Below are 15,677 nucleotides of genomic sequence, written 5' to 3'. Positions count from 1 at the left end.
CGCATTGCGTGATCCCTCACCTCTCAATGCGCCCCGCACCGGCAGTTCTCGTAATCGACGGGATCATGGCTGTTGACGATCCTCACGCGGTCGCCGTGGTCGAGCTTCAGCGCGCGCAGCCGCGCCTGGTTGGCGATCCGCTGCTTGCGGTCCATGTCGGCGCGGCGCTGGAAATAGCCGAGCACCAGCGGCATGCGCGGGGATGCCGCGAGCTGACCGTGATGGAAATAGCTGTCGCCGGCATGCAGCAGCCATGTGTCGCCTGACCGGACCGCGATGCCGCAATGGCCGAGCGTATGGCCGGCGAGCGGGATCATCAGGATATCCGCTTCGCTGTCGCCGAGCGCGCGCACGCCCTTGAAACCGAACCAGTCTTCGCCGGCTTCGCCATAGAACGTCCAGCTCGGTCCATGGCTCCACTGCCCGGTGACATAGCGCCCTTGCGGGGGCGCCGGCTTGCGCTGCACCGCCATGTCGTATTCGGCGCGATGGACGTGGATCGCGGCATGGGGAAAGTCGGGCACGCCGCCGGCGTGATCGCGATCGAGATGGGTCAGCAGCACGTGGCGCACGTCAGTGGGCGAATAGCCGAGCGCCTTCACCTGCTCGACCGCCGTCTCGGACGGGTCGAGCCGTGGCGCGGTCTGGCGCAACCAGCGCCGTCCGAGCCTGTCAGGGGCTGCGATATCGCCAAGCCCGATGCCGGTGTCGACCAGGGCAAGCCCGTCCCCCGTTTCGATCAGCAGGCAGTGGCAGACCATGCGGGCGCGCTGGAACAGGCCGCCGGTGCCATTCACCAGGCGGCGGCCCATCGGGCACATCGTGCCGGTGTTGAGATGATGGATTTTCATGGAAGTCCTCGCCCGTTGTGACCAGGGCGTTCTTGCCATCGTCAGATCCATAGGTAAAATATTGAATATTGATCATATCTCTAGGTACATACTATGGACATCCGCGAGCTTCGCTACTTCGCAGCCGTCTATCGCGCGCGCAACCTGACCGCCGCGGCGCGTGCCTGCTTCGTGTCGCAGCCGTCGATCTCGACCGCGATCACCAATCTGGAGGCCGAGCTCGGCACCACGCTTTTCATCCGGCACAAGAAGGGCGTCGCGCCCACCGCCTCGGCCGAGCAGTTTCACGCGCTGGCCCGCCGCATCATCGACGAGGCCGACGCCGCGCGCAGCCTGTTCAGAAAGCCGGCGACCAGGACGACGGTGACGCTCGGCCTGATGCGCACGCTCGACGTGCCCCGAACGATCGCGCTGCTGAAGCCGCTGACGGCGCGCAGCGACATCGCGCTGCGCCTCGTCGGCAGCGACGAGCGCGCCGATGCGCGGATCATCTCGAAAACCATGCTGCGCGCCGACGAGCATTTCGTCGCGCTGTGGAGCGAGCGCTATGTCGCCGCCTTGCCGCCGTCGCATCCGCTGACGCTGAAGGACAGGCTCCGGACCGCCGATCTCGCCGGTGCTGCCATGATCGACCGCTGCCATTGCGAGCAAAGCGAATTCTTCGGCCGCGCCGCGCAGCGGCGCCAGAGCGTGGCGATCGCGCAATCGGAGGACTGGGCCATGGCGCTGGTCGCCGCCGGCGTCGGCATCGCCATCGTCCCGGAGGGCGTGGCGAAGGGCAATCCAGACGTCGCCGTGCGCGAGATCGAGGTCAAGGTCAGGCGCGAGGTCGGCCTCGCCTACCGCGCGTCAGTGCCGCTGGCGGACGCGCTGAAGGACTTTGTCGCAAAGCTCCAGAAGCAGCGCAGCTCGGATCGAACCGCGCGCCGGCCCGGCGCGCGCAAAACGCCTGGCACGGCACGCTGACCGCGATCCTGTCGCGCGCCGCCTGCACAATCCTCGCGACTATCCGAGCAGGCCCTTCAGGCCGGCGTAAATGGAGCCGACCGCCGTTGCGGCGATGCCGGCCAGCGGCCCCGCAGTCTGCATGAGGTCCTGGATCAAACGAGCCCGGCGGCGCAACTGCTCTTCACCGACATGCTGTCCAAGCAGGCGCGCCATCCTGAAGGCGAACGCGTTCGGCTTGCCGCCCTGGGCAAGCACGCGCGGCAGCACCTGGAAGATCAGGACGCCCAGGATGTTTCCGGAGACGAAGGCCAGCAGGATGCTCGCTCCGTATTCGAACACTTCGCGCCATTCAATCCACACGGCCGGCAGGATCGGGACACGATCGTGGATTCCGGTGACCGTCAGCATCGACAGAATGCTGACGCTCGCAGCCAGGAACGCCAGCACGAACGCTCCCACCGCCGAAACCCTGTGCAGGGGATAGGCCACGAACCCGAACAGCAGCGGGATCACGATCGACGCGATCCGAAGCGGGATCGGAGAGAGGTTGAAGGTGATGGTCACCAGGACATGCGCGACCGTCAGCAGCAGCGATGGAATGACGACATAGAGGACCGCATGCGTTCCGAAATATCGCAGCGGATTCTTGTACCGCTCGAGGCGGACGTTGACCCGATCGAGATCCCGCCTGAGCCTGTCCAGGTCGGCGACGATGTCGTCGATCTCGCGAAGCGTCGGTCGCACGACGCGCAGATCGCGCGAACAGTGCTTGCACGCGATGGCTTCGTCCTTGATCGTCTCGGCGCAGAACGGACATTCCATCGTCAGCGCGGCTTCCTGCGCCGCATGATGGCCTCGACTTCGTCTCTGGCCTGCCTCAGCTCGTCGCGCAGCTCGTCACGCTTGCGCCGCAGATCGTCCCGTTCCGCGATCAGCGTGGCGGGAACGGCAATATCACGCCCACAGGACGCGCAAACCAGCGCGCCTTCCGCGTTGGCGGATTGGCAGTACGGACACGTCACTTGGGCGCAACCTTCAGCGTGAAGATCGCCGTGCCCGGCCGGCCGTCACTGTCCTTGATGTCGACGCGAACGGTGTATTCGCCTGGCGGCAATTCAGCGTCCTGCATGTTGATGCCGTCGGGCTGGACAAACGGCTTGACCCGAGCGGTCAGATCGACATTCGGCGAACGCAGAAAAATCACCTTGACCGACTCCGGATCGATCTTCGCCCCACCGTACGACTCGAACTTCAATACCAACCGCAAGGGTGAGTTGACGGAATCGCCGGGCGAGACGAATTCCACCTTCGGACCACGCATGATGCCGCGCCGGTCCGCGGCAATCGCCCCCTTCGGAGGCGGCAGCCTGGCCTCCTCTTCGGTGATCAATTGTGTTGTCGCTCGCGCCGCTCCCGAAAACAGCAGGCCCGCCGCAACGAGCCCAAGCAAGATGGTCCGCTTCATTTCCCGTCCGATCCTTCCCTCACCGGCCGTCAACGTACACCGCCGTCACCGATGATCGTGTACGGCGCCCAGAACAGCGGATGCGCATAGGCGAACTCGGTCTTGCCTTCGCCATTGAGATAGCCCGGGCCATCGACGAGGGCCATCATCGCCTCGCGCAGCGCTTCGCTCCGCGACAGCTTCGGATCGTCGGCCTGCCGCTTGAACAGGTCGGTCACCAGCTGCCGCGCCGATTGCGAATGCACCGACCAGTTCGTCACCAGCAGGGCTCGCGTTCCGGCATAGAAGAACGCCCGGCCAAGCCCCGATGCCGCTTCGGCCCCTGCACCGGCACCTGCGCCGGTATTGCAGGCCGACAGGATGACCCAGTCGGCATCGAGCTTGAGGCCGAGAATCTCCTCCATCGTCAGGAGGCCGTCTCCGCCCTCGCCCGTCACGGTCGGGGACGACAAGGCGAGCGCCGGCTGCGTCAATCCATTGAGCTCGCCGGGGACCAGGCCGTGGGTGGCGAAAGCCAGGATCCTGAAGCCGGAGAGATTCATCGTCTTGACGGCGTTCTCGGTCGCACTCTTGCCGAGGAACAACACTTTTGAAGGATCCGCCTGCAACGCGAGCGCGATCGACTTCAGCTCATCGGCCGTGTCGGGAAGCCGGGGCAACAGACCGAGCTCGGCGCTGTCGACGCCGTCGAGCTTTGGGCTGTTGCGGCGCTTCAGCGGCATGCCGCGGGTGACGTTGCCGCCGGCATCGGCCACCTCAACCTTGGCGCCGCCAGTTTCAGCCTCGGCCTGCTGGTCCTTGTTGAAATAGGGGTCGCCGAACGCCACGAGGTCGCCGCGCCCGGGCTTGCCCGGCGGCAGCTGCCGCAGCGTGCGCAACGCGGCCGCGGATGGCACCGTCGACACGGCATGGGTTCGGGCCAGCCACGGTACCTTGCGGTAGCCGACGAACAGCGGGTCCTCGTCCGCGGCCACCTCCGCCGGTGCGGTCGGCAGCAGCGACAACGGCAACAGGCCCAGCGCGCCGTTGGTGACCACGATCAGGTTCTTGGCCGGCTTCCATCCGCTCTCGACCGGCTTCAGCAACAGCTCGTAGAGCTCGTAGCCGAGTTTCAGATCGAACGGCGGAATGTCCGAGATCATCGCGGCCTGGGGCTCGAGCGCCTCACGAAGTTTACGAATCTTGGTCTCGATATCGCCGATCTTGGCGTTGACGGCGGCAAACGCCACCGCCCCTGACTTCGGCACGGCCCAGACGAAGCTGCCGTTCTGGCCGAAATAGAACGACAGCATGGCCTCGTCGTCGGCCAGCGTCGCACGAATCTCGGCGACGCTCGGCGGCTTGGGCGACACGAGATCGGCGTAGATCGGGAATTTCTGCTTGATCTCCTGGCGCGCCTTGTCGCGCTGGCCGCGCAAGGCGGCAATCGAAGCCTGGATTTGTGCAACGCCTTTCTCGTCGCGTTCCGCCGCCGGAAGCGCGAGCACATTGTTGAGCGTGCCGAGCTGGGCGTTGACCTGCTTGGTCAGATCCTGCGCCATGCGCACGAGCTCGGCGAGCGCCGGATCCTTGGCCGCCGCGCGCGCGCTCGAAGCTGCCAATGCTTGCTGGACCGAGCGACCACGAACGGCATCGGCGAGGCCGAAGGTCTCCTCGCCAACGCTGCTGCCGGTGCCCTCGGCCCGCGCGAGCAGCGCGAGATAGCTTTCGACAATGGTTTGCAGCCGCTGGCTGCGCGCGGCCACCACAGTGGTATTCTCATCGTCGGCGTTTTCGTTCGCGCTCGCCATCATGATCGGGATGGCAGCCTTGAACTCGCGGATCGCCTCGGCATCGCGCCGCGCCCGCATCAGACCGACGGCCAACGTGCCGCGCGCGGAGGCGGAATCGAAATGATTTTCACCGACGCGCCCGACCTGCTTCTTGACGAGCTGCTCGGCCGCCGCAATGCCGGCGTCCAGCTGTCCGGAGTTGTAGAGCGCGAGAATGCGCGACGGATTGAGCTCGAAGACCTGGCGGCGCTGCGGATCCCACTTCGCGATCGCCTGGTCGATCCGCGCAAACATGGCGTTGGCTTCGGCGTTCTTGCGCTGAAGGCTGAGAATGCCGGCGAGCTGGGACAGCAACTGCACCGTCGACTGCGAGTCGTCCGGCACGCCGACGGTCTTGCTGATGTCGAGGGCGACGCGGCCGAGCTGCTCGGCCTCCTCGTAGCGGCCCTGATCGACGAGAATACCGGCGAGCCCCATCACGAAACGCGGCGTCACCGGATTGTACTTGCCGGTGTCCTTCAGCCGCGCCAGCAGCGCCCGGCGCGCATCGACCTCGGCTTCGGCGAGCCGTCCCTGCCGCGCCTTCATGCGCGCCTGGTTCAGGACGAGGCCGTCGACAACCTGGAGCAGCAGTGTCTCTGCAGGCGGATTGTCCAGCTCCAGAACCCCCTTGTTGCCGGCACGCTTGCGCATCTCGGCGGTGCGATAGGCGGCCTCGGCTTCGGCGAACTGGCCGCGCGCCTCGAAGATCGCGCCGCGCGACATCTCGATCTCGCCTTCCCAGTTCTGGCCCAGCTTGGAATAGCTGGCGCGCCAACCTGGAAGCCCGCTGGTGCGCGCTTCCTGGATCGCGGTCAGGCTGCGACGGAGATAGGCTTCGGCCTGCGGGACGTCGCCCATCTGCAGGAGGATGGACGCAATCGCACGGTTGGCATTGAACACGTAGCCCTTCGCGCCCGGCGTATTGGCCGTCTCGCGCAACAGCTTTTGCATGACCTCCAGCGCGCGCTTGGGATCGCCGGCGAGCGAATACTGCACCGACTGCAGCTGCATCAGACGCCCCAGCAAGTTCGGGCTGACGGCTCCGCGGCCGACCTCCACCGCCTTGTCGGCGTCGGCGATGGATTCGGCGAGCCGGCCGAGTTGCGAGCGCGCATTGGCGCGATCGAAGTAGAATTGCGCGAGATCCTGGCGCGACTCCTTGCCCGTCGGTGCCGCATCGGCATCCGCCTTGAGCTCGGCGATCAGCTTCGCATCGGGCTTCTCGCCATCGAGAATGGCCGTGATATCGGAGATGTTGCGCGGTGGCGCGACGAAATCCTTTGGCAGCGCAGTGCCCGGATCGAGCTTGGGCGCCGCCTCTTTCGGCATTTCGACGGCCACGTTGGCGCGCCCGTTCGCGGCGTTGAGCGCCGCCATCACGCAGGCCCTGACCTGGGGCGATGCCTTGGCGCGGCACCCCTCTATGTCGGCACCGGCCTTGCGACCTCCCTGGGCCTGCATGCACGCATGCACGATCGGCTTGCCGACGGTCATCCGGCAGTTCTCGATCGCCGCCTCCTTGGTCAGCGCGGCGGCCGAGCCGGCCGATCCCAGCAGGAGGGCAAATGCCAGCAGCATTCGCGGTGGAGAAAAATTCGATACGGATTCAAATGCAGTCCTGGAATCTGAGCTCATCCCAAAATTCCTTCGCGCAAAAATGACTTGGTGCAACCAGATGATCCTATCGATATAGCGTCGAAGAACAAGCGCCAATCAGATCGGTACGCGGATATGCTCAACGGGGCTGGCGGCTGCGCCAGGCACGAGTTCCCGCCCCCCTGCAGCGGGTGGCGCCTTGGCGCGCTCGTCGCGCTGGTTGCAGCGTCGGTCGCAGCCTGGAGTACTGGCGGGGCCGCCGCGCAGGATGGGCTGCAATGGCCCCCTGTGGTCTGGGATGCCGGGGCGATCTACCGCGGAGCAACAATTGCGTCCGACCTTGTTCTTCCCGTTGCAGCCGAGAGCATCGACCAATTTGTCGCACCGCGCATGGTGCTGCTCAAGCCGGACGGCGCCGGCCCGTTCCCTGCCATCGCGCTCCTGCACCAGTGCGCGGGACTGAATTCTGCCATCGCGGCCTGGGCGCGCAGAGCCGTCGCGCATGGCTACGTCGTCCTGCTCCTCGACAGTTGGGGCACGGGACGTCAGGACTCCGAGCGCAGGCTGTTCGCGTTCCTCGAACGTGCGATGCCGAAGCAATTGCCGCGGGTCAGCCCTTCGAGATGACCGCGCGGCCGTAGGGCGGCTGCGCTTGGACCGGCGGGTTGGCAGTCTGGGCTGCGAGCTCGCCGATCAGGCGGTCGGCGTCGGCGGCCATGCCGTCGGGCGCCTGGATCACCAGGCGCTCCAGCGCCCAGCGATAGGAGGAGACGCGCTGCTCCAGGCACTGCTGCACCCACTGGATGATCAGCGAGTTCTCCTGCATGCGCTCGACCGCATCCTCCCTCTCCTTCGGCGAGAGGGCGGAGACGCGCGCCATGCTGGCATTGCGCTTCTTGTCGAGATCGATGACGCGGATCGCGGAGGCGAAGAACGGCTCGAAGCGGGTGGTGTCGTTGCGCACGTCCTCGATCAGCTGCGCATAGCGCGAGGAATGCGAGCGGTGCGGCTCGTCGATCAGCGTGCGCCCGTACATGGTGCGGTCGAACACGACCTTCTGCCGCCACGGTGACGGCAAGGCCTTGTAGTCGCCGAACACACTCTTCCATGCGGGGCGCGACAGCGGCGGCTCGATCAGGGGATAGGCGAGGTCGCGAAGCTGGCGCTCCTCGTCGGTGAGCTGGAATTGCGACGGCCTCAACCCGACGCTCGCGGTGACCTCGGCGCCGAGCCAGCGATGCATGTCGTCGCTGCGCATGCTCTCGCGGGTGCGGCCGAAATCGCCGCCACTACAGGCGCCGAGCGCCGCACCGAGCAGCGTGAGCAGGACGGCCGATACGAAGGGCCGGATCTGGCGGATGGTGTCCGGCATTGCAAGAGCCGGATCTAGCGGCGACGACGACGGCGCCCCGGCGCTGTGCCCGCTTCCGGCCCACGATCGCCGCTGGTTTCGTCCGCCTCGCGCTCGATGCGGATCACGGGAAGGATCAGAATCGTCCCCATGTCCGCGCGCGGTGTGACGTCCCCCGACGAGCCTACCCGGCGACCGGCCGGAAATTCGATGATGGTCCCCATGTCAGCTCTCTTCAATTGCCGCGCGACCAAACGCGCCCCAGCAACATGCGGATCATTAAGATCAGCTCATGGTTAACGGGGTGTAAAGATGGCCTTTGGACCGTAACCGCACGGAACCGGCCGCGCCGTCCCGTTGCGGCACGACAATGCCTGGAATTGCAGGGCCGGCTTCACGCCTCGTTTTCCTTAACGAGGCTTTAAAAGAACCTGCGCTATGCTCGTCCGCGAGTCTCTTTTCCGAGTTGCGTACGCCTCCATGACCAAGTCGCTGTTTCCCGGATTCGACGGGCTGATGACCCTCTCCCGTCGCGAAGGCGTCGATGTTCGCCCGACGCTGCTGCGCGTGCTGACCGACCTCTATGTCCAGACGCGTGTCCACAGCGAGGACGAACAGCGGCAATTCGTCGAACTCGCCACGCGATTGATCGACCAGGTCGACGATGCGACGCGCGCGGCCGTCAAGGCGCGGCTTGCGGTCTATCCATCGACGCCGGTCCCGATCCTGCAGAAGCTCGGGCTGGTCGCCGCCCAGGAAGGCCGCAGGGTTCCGCTCGCGCGCGAAATCCCGGCGTCCCCGCCGGAGCCCTCCCCGGTCCGCGCGCCGACCGAGGCCGAGCAGCGCATGGCCTCGAACATGGCGATGCAGCCGACGGACGCTGCCGAAATCCACGACATGTTCTTCGGCGCCGATGCATCTCAGCGCGCGCTGATCCTGCACAATCTGGAGCAGACGCCGCTGAAGGCCGCGCCGCAGATTCCGACCGTGCGCGCCAAGCGCGCGATCCAGATCCTGGAGATGGCGGCGATCGCGGGCGACGTCGAGAATTTCACCTACGAGCTCGGCGACAGCCTGATCCTGCCCTCCCGCGTCGCGGCCCAGATCGTCGACGATCCCGGCGGCGAAGCGCTCGCGGTCGCCGCGCGCGCGCTCGACATGCCGAGCCCGAACTTCCAGCGCATTCTCCTGTTCTTCAAGCCGGAGATCGGCAACTCCGTGAACAACGTGTACCGGCTGTCGCGGCTCTACGATCGCCTCGGCGAGCGCTCCGCGCTGGTGATGCTGGCCGCCTGGCGCGGCTCCACGCTCGCGGTCACGCGCGCAAAGTACCAGTCGTCGCTGCACGATGGCGAACGCCAGCGTGCGCGTGCGGGCGCAAGCCAGACGCGGCCCGGCGTGCAGCCCGGCTCGAGCCCGACGGTGCGGACCGGCACCGGCGGGTCGTCGGACCGGTAGTTCGCTAGCACCCGTCTCCACAGGCAGTGACATTGAGTGTGGGGCGCTCGACGCCCCCCGAGCTCGTCATTGCGAGGAGCTCTTGCGACGAAGCAATCCAGAATCCCTCCTCGGAAAGATTCTGGATTGCTTCGCTACGCTCGCAATGACGGTGGAGGCACCAGTCAGGTCTTCGCTAATTCCAGAAAGTGCCGCCCCGCGCGGTCTTCGGTCTCGACGATCCAGGCATCCGAATCGAAGCGGATTTCCCTGGTCAGCCGTTCCTCGACGGCGGGCTCCGGCAGCGGCTGCGGCGCAACCGGCACGAAGAAGCGGTCGACCGGCCGGCCGTCGTCATAGACGGTCTGCGGCGCCGGCACGTAGAGCATCGCATTGCCGTCGAGCAGCGACACCTTCACGAACACCGCGCCCGCCTCCTCGGCGCCGCGACGGCGCACTGCGCCGAACACGCCCTCGGTCTGGCACCGGCGCAAATAGGCCGCGACCCATATGTTGGATTTCAAACGCATGAGTCGGACGATAGGCCAGTGCCGGGATCAGCACCAGCCTCCGCAAGCGTGACGATTACTCGACGGGATGGCCGATCGCGGCCGCGAGCTCGCGCAGCAGCCGATCGGACACCTGGCCGGTGACCTGCATCTTGTGCTCGCGCTCAAACTTCTGGATCGCGGACTGGGTCTCGCCGCTCATCGCGCCCGTGACCTTCAAATTGCCGTAGCCATATTCGGACAGCGCGCGCTGCACGCCGGCGATACGCCGCACCGCCGGGCTCTGCTGCGCCGGGATCGGCGCCGGCGGACGCGCGACGGCAGCCGAGGGCGATGTCGTGGCCTTGACCAGGTTGGTCATGGGATCGCCCGAGCGCGGCGTCGATGCGGTGGCCTCGACGGGCTTCTCGGGCGCCTTCTCGGCCGCTCTCTCGGCAGGCTTGGGATCGACGCGGAACTCGGTCGCCTTCGGCTCGAGCGGCGACGTATCGGCACCGACGGGGCGCGCGCGCGGCAAGGGATTGGCCTGCGGAACGGACGACGGCATCGGAAGATTGATCACGGTGCCGAACATCGGCGCCGGATGCCGGCCGGTCTGGAGGAACAGCGCATTGGCAACGATCGCGCTGATGGCGGCAACGGCGACGAGGCCGGCCAGCGTGTCCTTGGGGCTGTGCAGCAGCACGCGCATCACGAGGTTGCGCTCGGTCTCGATGTCGACAGCCGCGGCCTTGGCGCCACGGCGGCGCGGAGCAGCTTCGCCCTTTGCAGACTTCTTAGGCACTTTTCTTCACCGGAGCAGGTTGGTCCTGAAGTTGGTCGTGATGTTGGTCGTGAAGTTCCTGGCGCGGGACCGGCGTCAAGGTTGCGATCTTGCTCTCGGCCGCCTTGCCATCGAGGGGCTTGGCTTGCGGCGGCGTGTAGACCAGCGGCAGCTTGACGGTGACGGCGGTGCCCTCCCCTAACCTGCTTTGTACCGTCAAATCGCCGAGATGCAACGCCACAAGACTCTTCACGATCGAAAGTCCGAGTCCGGTGCCTTCGTGACGGCGCTGATAGGTCTTGCCGGCCTGGAAGAACGGCGCGCCAAGACGCTTGAGGTCGTCGGGCGCGATGCCGACGCCGGTATCGCTGATGCGCAGCGTGAGCTGCGACCCCGACACCGCGGCTGATACGGAGACCTGGCCGCCGCGCTCGGTGAACTTGATGGCGTTGGCGACGAGGTTGAGCACGATCTGCTTGAAGGCGCGCGGATCGCCGGTCATGACGGGCAGGTCCTGCGGCGCGTCGGTGACGAGGTCGATGCCATTCTCCCGCGCCTTCAGCGCCAGCAGATTGCAGCAATGCATGAGCGAGGCGCGCGGCGCGAACGGCTCCGACGCAATCTCGAAATTGCCCGATTCCATCTTGGACATGTCGAGGATGCCGTTGACGACCGACAGCAAATGCTGGCCGGAATCGTTGATCAGCTGGGCATATTCCCTGCGCTGGGCCGCACCCAGCATCAGGGTCTGCTCCTGCGCGATCATGTCGGAGAAGCCGATGATGGCGTTGAGCGGCGTGCGCAGCTCGTGGCTCATGGTGGCGAGGAAGCGCGTCTTGGCGGCGTCGGCCGCCTCCGCGGCGCTGCGGGCCTGATCGAGCGCCTGCTCGGAGAGCTTGCGATCGGTGACGTCGCGCATCACGGCGACGACTTCCGTCTCGCGTGCGGCATCGCGGTCAATATGCTGGCGGCCGGGATCCTGGTCGAGCGGCCGGCAGCGCATCTCGACCCAGATGAAGTCGACCTGAAAATTGGCTTGGCCGTGCTCCGAGCCGGTCGGCTCCCGCCGCAGCCGGAACTCGACGCTGCGCACGTCGCCGCGCGCGGCATCCGACAAAGCGGTGAGATAGGCCGGGCGATCGGCGACATGGACGCGATCGAACAGGCCGTGGCCGTGCAGCTGCGCAACGGGCATGCCGAGCATGGCCTCGGCGGCCGGCGAGATGAACTGCACCGTGCCGTTGCGCCGATGCCGCGAGATGACGTCGCTCATGTTGCGTGCGAGCAGGCGATAACGCTCCTCCTCGCGCGACAGCAGCGCAACGCTGGTGCGCGCCAGCGACTCCGCGCCGAAGGCGAGGGCCGCAGCATAGAGGGTGGCCGAGGCGACGCCGAACGCCATCAGCAGGCTACGCTGCGCGGCACTCGGCTCATCCAGCGGCAGCCAGCCGAGCTGGCCGACGAGGATCAGTATCCCCGCGCAGGAGAGCGCGAGCAGCGAGGCGAAGGCCGCAACGCGGCGCGAGGCCGACAGCGCAGCCTCGAGCGGAACGACGATCAGCCACACCGCAGCGAATGATCCGATGCCGCCGGTCGTGATGGCAACCGCCATGATCAGGCCGGCGAGTGCGAGCGAGGACAGCACATGCGCGCCTTCGTAGCGGCCGGTGCGCGACAGGAACCAGGACAACATGATCGGCGCGATCAGCCAGGCAAAGGCGGCGACCTCGACCGCGCTCGGCGCGCCACGCATGGCGAGATAAACAGGGAATGCGGCAAACGCGGCCAGGCTGCCGAGCAGACGCGGCGCCATGAAGGCACGATGGCGCGCTCGCGTCAGCGCGTCGTAACGCGCGGAGGGATGCAGCAGCGCATCGAGACAATCGCGGATGATACTCAAAACTGTCACGGGTCTCGCGCTTCGGCTCATTCGTCGGAGAGACGCGCCGGAACGCCTCCTTGTCGTTGAGCCACCGTGTCAGAGCGACCTTAAACGAGTGCTAAGGCGGCACGGCCCGGTGCCGGACACCGTGTCATCGCGGAGCTTTTTAGACGATTTGGCGACGTCTTCGGCGAGGATGGTGAACACAGGGTTTCACCCCGGCCCGCATGGTTTCGAATTGGTGGATACGGAAGACGGCAAGGCCACGGGGGCTCGGCATCAATGGAAAATTTACGAGGCCGCCATTTTCGAAGTTTTTTGCGTAAATTTTCCGCGAATTAAGCTCAAGGCAATCACTTGCGATTTATCGAGAGTTGCTAGGTCCGACGCGCTCTGCGGAAATCGCCGCGGCGGGATCTAACGTACAGGTCGATAAGATGCGCTTTCTGCTCCGCATCACATTCTGGCTCGGGCTGGTGCTGGTGCTCCTGCCGCGGGACAAGACGCCCGAATCGGAGAAGCTGCCGCAGATCGGCGCCGCCGACGCGGTGCAGGCTGCGACCGCGGCCGTCTCCGACATGACCCAGTTCTGCAAGCGCCAGCCCACAGCCTGCGAGGTCGGCGGACAGGCCGCAACCATCATCGGCCAGCGCGCCCAGGACGGCGCGAAGAAGATCTATCAGATCATCAACGACAAGAAAGAGCACATCACCAACGAGAAGAACGACAAGAGCGACAAGAAGGCGCCCGACCACACCGGCTCGATCGCGCTGGCCGGCGAAGGCGACACTGCTGCGAGCGAGGCGCCGCGCGACACCCTGACCCAGGACGACCTCGCGCTGGAATGGCGCGGACCGGGGCCGGCGAATTAGCCCCCAAACCCTATCGATTTCGCGGCTTCGCGTCCCTATATTGGTCTGAACGGGAACTGTAGGCCAGCATGACGACGATCGACGAAATCAGGGACAATTTCGAGATTCTGGACGAGTGGGACGACCGCTACCGGTACGTCATCGAGCTCGGCCGCACCCTGGAACCGCTGCCCGAGGCTGAGCATTCCGCCGCCAACAAGGTGAATGGCTGCGTCAGCCAGGTCTGGCTCCAGAAGCTGGTCGAGCGCGATGGCGGCGCGCCGATCCTCAGATATCGCGGCGACAGCGACGCTCATATCGTGCGCGGCCTGGTCGCGATCGTGCTCGCGCTCTATTCGGGCCGCAGGCCGCAGGAAATCCTCGCGACCGACGCGATCGCGGTGTTCGACGAGTTCGGCTTTCGCGATCACCTGACGCCGCAGCGCTCCAACGGCCTGCGCTCGATGGTCGAACGCATCAAGACCGACGCGAAAGAGGCGCTGGCGGAAGCCACCTGAAGATCCTCATGGTGAGGAGCGCGAAGCGCGTCTCGAACCATGCAGGCCCCGCTCTCGCCCGCGGCCATCCTTCGAGACGCTCGCTTTGCGGGCTCCTCAGGATGAGGGTGGAGTAAGCTGTAGGCTAAAGCAGCTCTACTTCCGCTTCCGCTGCTGCTGTCCCAAACCCATCTGCTTTGCCAATTGCGAGCGCGCCACCGCGTAGTTCGGCGCGACCATGGGATAGTCGGCCGGCAGGCCCCATTTCTCGCGATATTGTTCCGGCGTCATGTTGTACTGGGTGCGCAGATGGCGCTTCAGCGACTTGAAGCGCTTGCCGTCTTCCAGGCAGACCAGATAGTCCGGCGCGATCGACTTCTTCAGCGACACCGCCGGCTTGGCCGGCTCGAGCGGCGCCGTCTCGACGCGGCCTGACGAGACCCGCACCAGCGCGCCGTGCACCTGGCTGATCAGGTTCGGGATCTCGGCGGCCGGCGTCGGATTGTTGCCGAGATAGGCCGAGACGATGCTGGCCGTCAGCTCAATGAAATTCTTAGCCCCGGCATCCGACATGGGCCCGACCTTTCTCCACCTTGCGTCTCACGAGATTGACGACGCCAAAGTATTCCGTGTCAACAATACGTTCGGCCAAAATGCGACGACTGACAAAATGACAAGAACGGTGGCGCTTTACTTGGCCGCGGAAGTCCTCAGGAACGCTGGTCGAGATGCGCGCGCAACTCGTCGATCGAGGCAAAGCGCATCATGCCTTCCGGCATCTGCGCCTCGATCGAGCCGTCGGAATAGAGCGAATAGGCCATGCCGTCGACGATGCCGGATTTGAGCACGGTCACGGGCGCCTGCTCAACCGCCGGCGGCGCCTCCGGCTCGGGTGCAGGCGGCGGCGGGGCCTCGACAAAGGTCGAGGGCGAGCGCGGCGGCGGCCGGCGCGAGGCGGCCGGCGGCTCCGGCGGGCGCATACGGTCCGGCCTCGGCCAGGCGTCGTCGAAGCTTGCAGGCGGCGTGTCCGGGGCGGCAGGCGCCGCGGGCTCGGCAAGCGGCGGCGGTGAGCCCTCGGTGGCCTTAGCCTCCGCGCGCTCGCGCTCCTTTCGCGAGGTCGAGGCGAACAGCAGGTTGCGCCGGCGCGGCGTTTCCGGAGCCGCGGGCGGCGCCGCAGGTTCCGGCTCGGGCGGGGGCTCGACGCGCGGACGCGCGGGTGCTTCGCCCAGCCATGGCGGCGGCGCGGCCGATGATGGCGGGGCCGGCGGCTCGGCGCGCATCGCCGGAGCAGGCTCGGGCGCACCGGGCAGCGCGAGACCCGGCAGCACGGGCCTGACCCGCACCTCGGACGCTGCGGCTGATCCGGCCAGCCGGCGGGCGATGCCCTTCAGTTCCAGCAGCACCGCATGGAGGCCCGCCAGTAACAATCCGGAGCAGACGCCGATCGTGCCCGAGATTATGAGGGTACTGCCGAGGCTGAACTCCCTGACGGTGAAGCCAAACAGGATCCCAAGGAGGCCCGCCAGGACGGCGACAATCCCCGCGATCAACAATGCCAACGTCATCGAACTCACCCCCGGCCGTGCATCCGCACGCGACACTCGCGCCACGATACCGTCATCCTGTGTTCGTCGCCAACGGCGAATTGTGATCAGCGTTCCTAAAGAGAAGGAAATCAGGGACTTATTCACATTCCCTTCAGCTACGGATCGC

General features: G+C 66.2%; 17 protein-coding genes. 5 read left to right on the top strand and 12 right to left on the bottom strand.

Going from position 1 to position 15,677, the window contains the following annotated elements; all coding sequences use genetic code 11:
- Window positions 1-23: 23 nt before the first annotated feature.
- Window positions 24-851, bottom strand: a complete 828-nt coding sequence (locus tag E4K65_RS01200; RefSeq protein ID WP_167770428.1) for an MBL fold metallo-hydrolase — start codon at window positions 849-851, stop codon at window positions 24-26.
- A gap of 93 nt (window positions 852-944) precedes the next feature.
- Here E4K65_RS01200 and E4K65_RS01195 point away from each other — a divergent pair, with 93 nt between their 5' ends.
- The gene (locus tag E4K65_RS01195) at window positions 945-1,817 is read left to right on the top strand and encodes a LysR family transcriptional regulator (RefSeq protein ID WP_135172545.1); all 873 of its coding nucleotides are present in this window, start codon (window positions 945-947) and stop codon (window positions 1,815-1,817) included.
- Between the two features lie 39 nt (window positions 1,818-1,856).
- Here E4K65_RS01195 and E4K65_RS01190 read toward each other — a convergent pair whose 3' ends face one another.
- Genes E4K65_RS01190 through E4K65_RS01175 form a run of 4 tightly spaced genes read right to left on the bottom strand, consistent with a single transcriptional unit; the run spans window position 1,857 to window position 6,713 of the window.
- Window positions 1,857-2,621, bottom strand: coding sequence for a hypothetical protein (locus E4K65_RS01190; RefSeq protein ID WP_027547279.1), 765 nt, complete (start codon window positions 2,619-2,621; stop codon window positions 1,857-1,859).
- A 2-nt stretch (window positions 2,622-2,623) separates the two neighbouring features.
- Complete coding sequence (locus E4K65_RS01185; protein WP_027547280.1) at window positions 2,624-2,821, bottom strand: hypothetical protein; 198 nt, start codon at window positions 2,819-2,821, stop codon at window positions 2,624-2,626.
- The gene (locus E4K65_RS01180) at window positions 2,818-3,264 is read right to left on the bottom strand and encodes a hypothetical protein (protein WP_135172544.1); all 447 of its coding nucleotides are present in this window, start codon (window positions 3,262-3,264) and stop codon (window positions 2,818-2,820) included. The genes E4K65_RS01185 and E4K65_RS01180 overlap by 4 nt, the downstream gene beginning before the upstream one ends.
- 29 nt (window positions 3,265-3,293) lie before the next feature.
- Window positions 3,294-6,713, bottom strand: coding sequence for a CHAT domain-containing protein (locus E4K65_RS01175; protein ID WP_135172543.1), 3,420 nt, complete (start codon window positions 6,711-6,713; stop codon window positions 3,294-3,296).
- A 96-nt stretch (window positions 6,714-6,809) separates the two neighbouring features.
- Between E4K65_RS01175 and E4K65_RS01170 the strand changes: the two genes are divergently transcribed.
- A complete protein-coding gene (locus tag E4K65_RS01170; protein ID WP_135172542.1) occupies window positions 6,810-7,301 on the top strand; it encodes a dienelactone hydrolase family protein in 492 nt (163 codons plus the stop codon).
- Here E4K65_RS01170 and E4K65_RS01165 read toward each other — a convergent pair.
- Window positions 7,285-8,046: a hypothetical protein gene (locus E4K65_RS01165; RefSeq protein ID WP_135172541.1), complete on the bottom strand. Its 762-nt coding sequence runs from the start codon at window positions 8,044-8,046 to the stop codon at window positions 7,285-7,287. The two genes, E4K65_RS01170 and E4K65_RS01165, sit on opposite strands and share 17 nt — an antisense overlap.
- A 14-nt stretch (window positions 8,047-8,060) precedes the next feature.
- Window positions 8,061-8,249 (bottom strand): hypothetical protein, encoded by a 189-nt coding sequence (locus E4K65_RS01160; RefSeq protein WP_027531082.1) that lies wholly within the window; start codon window positions 8,247-8,249, stop codon window positions 8,061-8,063.
- Between the two features lie 256 nt (window positions 8,250-8,505).
- On the opposite strand from E4K65_RS01160, the gene E4K65_RS01155 reads away from it, so the two are divergent.
- The gene (locus tag E4K65_RS01155; protein ID WP_135172540.1) at window positions 8,506-9,483 is read left to right on the top strand and encodes a DUF2336 domain-containing protein; all 978 of its coding nucleotides are present in this window, start codon (window positions 8,506-8,508) and stop codon (window positions 9,481-9,483) included.
- Between the two features lie 164 nt (window positions 9,484-9,647).
- On the opposite strand, the gene E4K65_RS01150 is transcribed toward E4K65_RS01155, so the two are convergent.
- Genes E4K65_RS01150 through E4K65_RS01140 form a run of 3 tightly spaced genes read right to left on the bottom strand, consistent with a single transcriptional unit; the run spans window position 9,648 to window position 12,664 of the window.
- The gene (locus tag E4K65_RS01150) at window positions 9,648-9,992 is read right to left on the bottom strand and encodes a DUF1491 family protein (protein ID WP_027544170.1); all 345 of its coding nucleotides are present in this window, start codon (window positions 9,990-9,992) and stop codon (window positions 9,648-9,650) included.
- Window positions 9,993-10,047: 55 nt separating this feature from the next.
- Complete coding sequence (locus E4K65_RS01145) at window positions 10,048-10,755, bottom strand: peptidoglycan-binding domain-containing protein (protein WP_135172539.1); 708 nt, start codon at window positions 10,753-10,755, stop codon at window positions 10,048-10,050.
- Complete coding sequence (locus E4K65_RS01140; RefSeq protein WP_135172538.1) at window positions 10,748-12,664, bottom strand: PAS domain-containing sensor histidine kinase; 1,917 nt, start codon at window positions 12,662-12,664, stop codon at window positions 10,748-10,750. Before E4K65_RS01140 ends, E4K65_RS01145 begins: the two co-directional genes overlap by 8 nt.
- A gap of 389 nt (window positions 12,665-13,053) precedes the next feature.
- Here E4K65_RS01140 and E4K65_RS01135 point away from each other — a divergent pair, with 389 nt between their 5' ends.
- Window positions 13,054-13,488, top strand: a complete 435-nt coding sequence (locus E4K65_RS01135) for a DUF5330 domain-containing protein (protein WP_135172537.1) — start codon at window positions 13,054-13,056, stop codon at window positions 13,486-13,488.
- Window positions 13,489-13,556: 68 nt separating this feature from the next.
- Complete coding sequence (locus E4K65_RS01130; RefSeq protein WP_135172536.1) at window positions 13,557-13,985, top strand: SufE family protein; 429 nt, start codon at window positions 13,557-13,559, stop codon at window positions 13,983-13,985.
- Window positions 13,986-14,120: 135 nt separating this feature from the next.
- Here the strand turns inward: E4K65_RS01130 and E4K65_RS01125 are convergent, their stop codons facing one another.
- Window positions 14,121-14,537 (bottom strand): Ros/MucR family transcriptional regulator, encoded by a 417-nt coding sequence (locus E4K65_RS01125; protein ID WP_135172535.1) that lies wholly within the window; start codon window positions 14,535-14,537, stop codon window positions 14,121-14,123.
- 137 nt (window positions 14,538-14,674) lie between these two features.
- Window positions 14,675-15,529 carry a DUF308 domain-containing protein gene (locus E4K65_RS01120; protein ID WP_167770426.1) on the bottom strand — a complete coding sequence of 285 codons (855 nt, stop codon included), beginning with the start codon at window positions 15,527-15,529 and terminating at the stop codon, window positions 14,675-14,677.
- Window positions 15,530-15,677: the final 148 nt, after the last annotated feature.

Origin of the sequence: Bradyrhizobium niftali (genome assembly GCF_004571025.1) — a bacterium.
Classification (GTDB): domain Bacteria; phylum Pseudomonadota; class Alphaproteobacteria; order Rhizobiales; family Xanthobacteraceae; genus Bradyrhizobium; species Bradyrhizobium niftali.
Note: the sequence above shows the minus strand (reverse complement) of the source record. Positions and strands in the feature narration are given on the sequence as shown.